The following is a 7,093-nucleotide window of genomic DNA, read 5'->3' as shown; positions in this document are numbered from 1 at the left end:
TCCGCTACCCGCGGCTCGCGTTCGTCCTGCCCTATCACCTCGCGCTGGCCGCCGCGCCGATCACGACCAGCACCACCGTGTGGGGCAGCGTGGTCCTTCTGTGGCCCGGCTCGCACCCGCCGCAGCTGAGCGCGTACGAGCGTGAGACGGTCGAGAGCACCTGCGACCGCATGGGCGCGGTCCTCCAGAACGCCGCCGAGGACGGGCACCCCGTACTGGCCGGAGGCGAGCCGCATCTGTGGTCCCCGCCGCGTCCGCGCAGGCCCGCGCTGGTCGAGGCGCTGGCCGCGGTGGACTTCGCCGGCCGCCTCCCGGAGGGCTGTTGCGCGCTGGACCTGGAAGGTCGGATCACCTTCATCGACGCCACCGCGGCCGACCTGGTCGGGAGCAGCGTCCCGAACCTGCTCGGAGCACTGCCGTGGGAGGCGCTGCCGTGGCTGGACGACCCGGCCGTGGAGGACCGCTACCGGGCCGCGGTGATCAGCCGCCGCCCCACGTCCTTCACCGCCCTGTGCCCACCGGACCGGCGGTTGGACTTCCGGCTCTACCCGGACGCCTCCGGTGTCAGCGTCCTCATCACCCCCGCTGACGGCACCGTCCCTGGGACCATCCTGGGATCGGAGCACGGGGAGGGCCACGCCGCGTCGGCGAGGGCGGGGTCGCTGTACGACCTGATGCACCTGGCCGCCACGCTCACCGAGGCCGTCAGCGTGCGGGACGTGGTCGAGTTGGCCGCGGACCAGGTCATGTCCGCCTTCGGCGCCCAGGGTTTCGTCGTGGCCGTGGCCGAGGGCGACCGGCTCCGCGTCGTCGGCCACCGCGGTTACCGGCCCGAGGTCATCGACCGCCTCGACCTTCCCCCCTTCCGGGACGAGACGTCCCCCGCCGTGCGCGCCCTGATCAAGGGGATGCCCCTCTTCTTCGCCTCCCCCGGTGAGATGGCCCAGCTCAACCCCGACATCCCGCGGTTGACCGGAAGGGCGTCCTGGGCCTTCCTGCCGCTGATCGTCTCCGGCCGCCCGGTCGGCTGCTGCGTGGTCTCCTATGACGAGCCCCACCCCTTCACGCCGGACGACCGCGCCGCCCTGACCTCCTTCGCCGGGCTGATCGCCCAAGCCTTGGACCGCGCCCGTCTGTACGACGCCAAACACCAGCTCGCCCACGGCCTGCAGACCGGGCTGCTCCCGGCCGCCCTCCCCGACGTGCCCGGGCTGGAGACGGCCGCGCGCTACCTGGCCGCCACCCACGGCATGGACATCGGCGGTGACTTCTACGACGTCATCCGCCTCGACGACACCACCGTCGCCGCCGCGATCGGCGACGTCCAAGGCCACAACGTACGGGCCGCCGCGCTCATGGGGCAGGTCCGCACCGCCGTCCACGCCACCGCGGGAGCGCCTCCCGGGGAGGTCCTCACCCGGATCAACCGCCTGCTCACCGACCTCGACCCGGGTCTGTTCACCAGCTGCCTCTACGTCCACATCGACCTTGCGGGCCACCGCGCCCACCTGGCCTCCGCGGGGCACCTCCCCCCGCTGCTGCGCCACCCCGACGGCCGCGCCGAAGTCCTCGATCCGCCGCACGGGCTCCTGCTCGGCGTCGACCCGGCCGCCGACTACGAGGCCACCGAGATCCCCCTCCTGCCCGGCGCCGTGCTCGCCCTGTACACCGACGGCCTCGTCGAGGCCCCGGGCGCCGATCTCGGCGACGCCATCGCCGACCTCGCCGAACACCTCGCGCGAGCCGGGCACCAGCCGATGGACACCCTCGCCGACGTCCTCATCCGGCACGGCCGGGCCACCGATCCCCACAGCGATGACATCGCCCTGCTCCTGCTCCGCCCGGGGCCGGTCGGCGGCTGACACCGGCGGTCCCTCCCCGCCACGGGCGGTGTCCGCCGTGTACGTCCTGGGGGCGGTGCCCGCCGTAGACGCCCAGGGGCAGCGCTCGCCGTATACGCCCTAGACTGGGGGCGTGGCAGAACTGGACCCAGCAGAGAAAATCAAGGAGCTCGCGGCGACCCTCGCGAGTGTCACCGCCGTGGTGGACGTCGACGCGATGCGGACCGAGATCGCCGAGCTGCGTGAACAGTCCGCCGACCCCGAACTGTGGGCCGACCAGGAGAACGCGCAGAAGGTGACGCGGCGGCTCTCCGGTCTGGAGTCCACGGTCAACAAGCTCGGTTCGATCGGGCAGCGCCTCGACGACCTCGGCGTGCTCTACGAGCTCGCCGCCGCGGAGGAGGACGCCGACACCCGGGTCGAGGCCGACACGGAGCTGGAACAGCTGCGCAAGGAGATCGGCGAGCTGGAGGTGCGCACCCTCCTCAACGGCCCGCACGACGAGCACGAGGCCCTGGTGACGATCAACTCCCAGGCCGGTGGCGTGGACGCCGCCGACTGGGCGCAGATGCTCCAGCGCATGTACCTGCGGTGGGCCGAGCGGCACGGCTACTCCACGGAGATCTTCGAGACCTCCTACGCGGAGGAGGCGGGTATCAAGTCCACGTCCTTCGCGGTCCGGGCGCCGTTCGCCTACGGCACCCTGCGCGGTGAGCACGGCACGCACCGCCTCGTGCGCATCTCGCCCTTCGACAACCAGAACCGTCGGCAGACCTCGTTCGCCGGCGTGGACGTCGTCCCGGTGGTGGAGCAGAGCGACCACATCGACATCGACGAGTCCGAGCTGCGTGTGGACGTGTACCGCTCCAGTGGCCCGGGCGGTCAGGGAGTCAACACCACCGACTCCGCGGTGCGGATCACCCACATGCCGACCGGCATCGTCGTGTCCTGCCAGAACGAGCGTTCGCAGTTGCAGAACAAGGCGACCGCGATGTCGATGCTCCAGGCGAAGCTGCTGGCGCGCAAGAGGGAGGAGGAGCAGGCCGCCCTGGACGAGATCCGCGGTGAGTCGACGAGCAGCTGGGGCACCCAGATGCGCAACTACGTCCTGCACCCCTACCAGAGCGTGAAGGACGTGCGGACCGGCGCGGAGACCGGCAACACGTCGGGTGTCCTGGACGGTGACATCGACGACTTCATCGACGCGGAGATCCGCTGGATGCGCAGCCGGGAGCGGAACGACGGCCAGGGCTGACCCCCGGGGTGCCCCCGCCTCCGGGCGGGGGCACGCGCGGGGTTCGGTCGTCCTGGAACGCGGGTACCACCGGGACGGCGGTGCGGTACGGGTGCCCGTGGTGCCGGAGTGATCCGTGTCCCAATGGTGATGAGGGCGACTCCGCACTTTTACCGAAAAGGCTATATATGAACGTTATCATCGGTTGACGCCTCCGATATGCTCGTGGCCATCGCACGACGGTGCCATGATCTGGATGGTGTGCCACGATCGGGACAATCCGGGTGGCGTGCCCCCATACACTGTCGGTTGGCCATGCGGCCGGTACGATCCCGCGGGAAGCCGTGCTTCGGTGCGGGTGCCCATACCTTCGAGACCCTTGTGATGCGCCTGTGATCCACTTCGACAACGTCACCAAGGTCTATCCGACCCAGAAGCGCCCCGCGCTCGACGGCGTTTCCATTGACGTAGACAAGGGCGAGTTCGTCTTCCTCGTCGGCCCCTCGGGCTCGGGTAAGTCGACCTTCCTCCGGCTGGTGCTGAAGGAGGAGAAGCCCGACAAGGGGCGCGTCCACGTCGCCGGCAAGGACCTCGCGCGCCTGTCCAACTGGAAGGTGCCGCACCTGCGCCGGCGTATCGGCTGCGTCTTCCAGGACTTCCGCCTGCTGCCGAACAAGAACGTCTTCGAGAACGTCGCCTTCGCGCTGGAGGTCATCGGTAAGCCCCGGCGGTTCATCCGCAAGGTCGTGCCCGAGGTCGTCGAACTCGTCGGCCTGGAGGGCAAGGCCGGACGCATGCCCGGTGAGCTCTCCGGTGGTGAGCAGCAGCGTGTCGCGATCGCGCGCGCGTTCGTCAACCGCCCGCAGATCCTGCTGGCCGACGAGCCCACCGGAAACATCGACCCCGCGACCTCGATCGGCATCATGAAGGTGCTCGACCGAATCAACCGCACGGGCACCACCGTCGTGATGGCGACGCACGACGCCGCCATCGTCGACTCGATGCGCAAGCGCGTGATCGAGCTGGAAGAGGGCCTCGTGGTGCGCGACCAGACACGCGGCGTCTACGGCCAGGCGTACTGACCTCTGGCGCGCCCGCGGCGCCGGGTCGCCGACCACCGCTGCGAGGACACCGGCGCGGCGAAGCTTCCAAGGATGGACCTGTAACAGATCATGCGAGCACAATTCGTTCTCTCCGAGACCTGGATCGGCCTGCGCCGAAACCTGACGATGACGGTCGCCGTCATCACCACGGTGGCCATCTCCCTCGCCCTGTTCGGTGGCGGTCTGCTGGTCAACCAGCAGGTGTCGGAGATGCGCAACTTCTGGGACAGCCGGATCACGCTGACCGTCTACATGTGCAACGACATCTCCCCGGCCGAGGCGTGCCAGGAGAACGGCGCCGCCACGGAGGAGCAGCGCACCGAACTCCAGGGCAAGCTCGAGGGCATGTCCCAGGTCGACAACGTCGAGTACATGTCCGCCGCCGAGGCGTGGGAGGACTTCCAGAAGCGCATCGGCTCCACGAACGAGGCGCTCGCCAACGCGGCGCAGGAGGGCGACATCCCCGACAACTTCCGGGTGCAGCTCACCGACCCGTCGCACTACAACACGGTGCGTGACGCGGTCTCCGGGGCTCCGGGCGTGGACAGCGTCTCCAACGACCAGAGCGTGCTCGAGGACTTCTTCGGCCTGCTCGACGGCCTCAAGTGGGCGGCCCTGGTGGTCGCGGGCGTGCAGCTGGCCGCGGCCGCGCTGCTGATCGGCAACACCATCCGACTGTCGGCCTACAGCCGCCGCCGGGAGACCGGCATCATGCGCCTGGTCGGCGCGTCGAACTTCTACATCCAGCTCCCGTTCCTCCTGGAGGGCGCGATCGCCGGTTTCATCGGTGGTCTGATCGCCTCCGGGTTCATCGTGGCCACCCGGTTCACGCTGCTCAGCCGGATCGAGGAGTGGTTCCAGTTCGACGTGGCCGTGGACACGAGCGCGCTGCTCGCCGTCATCGGCGTGTCGATCATCCTCGGTGTGCTGCTGTGCACCATCACCTCGTTCCTCACCCTGCGCCGCTACCTGAAGATCTGATCCGACGGTCGTCGGAAGGGGGGCACGCGGGGGAGCAGGGGGCCGTGTGCCCCCGACCGTATGGAAGGGAAACCACTGTGGCACGGGAGACCGGTCGCAAACCCATCGCGCAGAATCGGCGTGCCCGGCACGACTACCACATCGACGAGACCTACGAGGCGGGCCTGGTCCTGACCGGGACCGAGGTCAAGTCGCTCCGGGAGGGGCGGGCGTCGCTCGTCGACGGCTTCGCCCACATCCACGACGGGGAGGTGTGGCTGGAGAACGTCCACATCCCGGAGTACTCCCAGGGGACCTGGACCAACCACGCCGCCCGCCGATCCCGTAAGCTACTCCTGCACCGCGCGCAGATCTCCCGGCTCATCGGAAAGACCCGGGAGCCCGGATACACCCTGGTGCCGCTGTCCCTGTACTTCAGCGACGGCCGGGCCAAGATCGAGATCGCCCTGGCGCGCGGTAAGCGTCAGTACGACAAGCGCCACGCCATCGCCGAGCGCGAAGCCAAGCGGGACATGGAACGCGCGCTTCGCCGCCGTCGATGAGGCGCCCGAAAGGAACACACACGGTGTCCCCCCGTCTCCTCGGCCGATTCGCGGCCGCCGGAAGCGGCGTGGCCATGGCCCTCACCTTGGCCGCGTGCACGCCCAACCCCAGTCCTGAGGTGGCCGTTCGCTCCTTCCTGCTGGCCTGGCAGAACGGGGACCACGAGCAGGCCGCCGCGTTCACCACCGGAGACACCGGTGAGGTGGCGAGCGCCCTGGCCGATGTCCACGATCAGCTGGACCTGGCGAACCTGCGGTTCGGACTGGGGCAGATCGACCGCGACGGCGACTCCGCGACCGCCGAGTTCGACGTGACCGCCGACCTCGGCATCGGCGACCCGACCTGGAACTACACCGGCCGGATGCCGCTGGAGTGGGGCCCGGACGGGTGGCGGATCACCTGGTCGCCCAGCGTGGTCCACCCCGAACTGGAGGACGGGGAGCGGCTCGCGGTCAGCTACGAGATCCAGGCGCGCGGTCAGATCCTCGACCGCGAGGGTCAACCCCTGGTCGCCGGTGAGAGCGTGACCGCCTTCGGGGTGTACCCGGGGCGGATGGACGACGTCGAGGCGGGCGTCACCGAACTCGCCGAGCTCCTCGACGAGGAGTCGGAGCCGCTGCTCGACCGCGTGCGCTCCGCTCCGCCCGAGCAGTTCCAGCCGCTCGTGCTGATGCGCGACGCCAACGTGGACCAGGCACTGCTCGGCCGGGTGGGGTCGATCCCCGGCGCGGGGGCCGAAGCGGTCGAGATCAACCTGACGCCGTCCGTGGCCCCCGCCGTGCTGGGCGAGGTCGCCGGGACGGCGGAGCACCGGGTCTCGTCACGCGTCGCGGGGCCCTACCAGGCCGGTGACACCGTCGGGCTGAACGGCCTGCAGAACATCTTCCAGAACGAGTTGGCGGGTTCGGCCACCACCCAGGTGGTCTCCCTGGACGCCGACGGGGAGGTCACCGACGTCCTGGAGTCCTGGGAGGGTGACCGCAGCGGCGGTATCGGGACCACGCTGGACGCGGCCGTGCAGCGCTCCGCCGAGGCCGCTCTGTCCGGCATGCCCGGGAACGGCTACCTGGTCGCCGTCGACGTCGCCAGCGGTGACGTCCTGGCCGCGGCGAGCGCGAACGGCGGGACCACCGACGACGGCGCCCTCACCGGCTCCTACGTCCCGGGCGGTGTGTTCACCATCGTCTCGTCGCTGGCGGCGTTGGAGTCGGGTGCGGTCGCTCCGGGCGAGCAGATGCCGTGCGGCTTCCAGGCCGAGGTCGGCGGGCAGACCTTCACCAATCCCTCCGGGAGCGTCGCACCGGTGACCCCGACCCTGGCCACCAACCTGGCGGGGCACTGCACCGTCGGATTCGCGGAGCTCGGCGACCAGGTCGGGGCGGAGGCGCTCA

The 7,093-nt window shown here is 70.2% G+C and carries 6 protein-coding genes; all 6 read left to right on the top strand.

The genetic code is table 11. The annotated features are described in order from the left end of the window. The coding region (locus D471_RS0100395; protein ID WP_017596796.1) for a SpoIIE family protein phosphatase at positions 1-1,862 on the top strand (1,862 nt) is incomplete at its 5' end. Between the two features lie 112 nt (positions 1,863-1,974). Beyond that, positions 1,975-3,096, top strand: coding sequence for a peptide chain release factor 2 (prfB, locus tag D471_RS0100390; protein WP_026127270.1), 1,122 nt, complete (start codon positions 1,975-1,977; stop codon positions 3,094-3,096). A 371-nt stretch (positions 3,097-3,467) separates the two neighbouring features. Beyond that, a complete protein-coding gene (gene ftsE / locus D471_RS0100385) occupies positions 3,468-4,157 on the top strand; it encodes a cell division ATP-binding protein FtsE (RefSeq protein WP_017596794.1) in 690 nt (229 codons plus the stop codon). Between the two features lie 90 nt (positions 4,158-4,247). Beyond that, complete coding sequence (gene ftsX / locus D471_RS0100380) at positions 4,248-5,159, top strand: permease-like cell division protein FtsX (RefSeq protein ID WP_017596793.1); 912 nt, start codon at positions 4,248-4,250, stop codon at positions 5,157-5,159. 77 nt (positions 5,160-5,236) lie between these two features. Then, positions 5,237-5,701 carry an SsrA-binding protein SmpB gene (gene smpB / locus D471_RS0100375; protein WP_017596792.1) on the top strand — a complete coding sequence of 155 codons (465 nt, stop codon included), beginning with the start codon at positions 5,237-5,239 and terminating at the stop codon, positions 5,699-5,701. A 23-nt stretch (positions 5,702-5,724) separates the two neighbouring features. Continuing rightward, on the top strand, positions 5,725-7,093 hold a 1,369-nt coding region (locus D471_RS0100370; RefSeq protein ID WP_017596791.1), incomplete at its 3' end, for an NTF2-like N-terminal transpeptidase domain-containing protein.

Source organism: Nocardiopsis lucentensis DSM 44048 (assembly GCF_000341125.1).
GTDB classification, from domain to species: domain Bacteria; phylum Actinomycetota; class Actinomycetes; order Streptosporangiales; family Streptosporangiaceae; genus Nocardiopsis; species Nocardiopsis lucentensis.
The sequence above is the reverse complement of the archived record's forward strand: the minus strand, read 5'-3'. Positions and strand labels throughout refer to the sequence as shown.

Excerpts from the sequence above, each read along its gene's own strand:
- ftsX (WP_017596793.1), top strand. The coding sequence starts at position 4,248 with ATGCGAGCACAATTCGTTCTCTCCGAGACCTGGATCGGCCTGCGCCGA.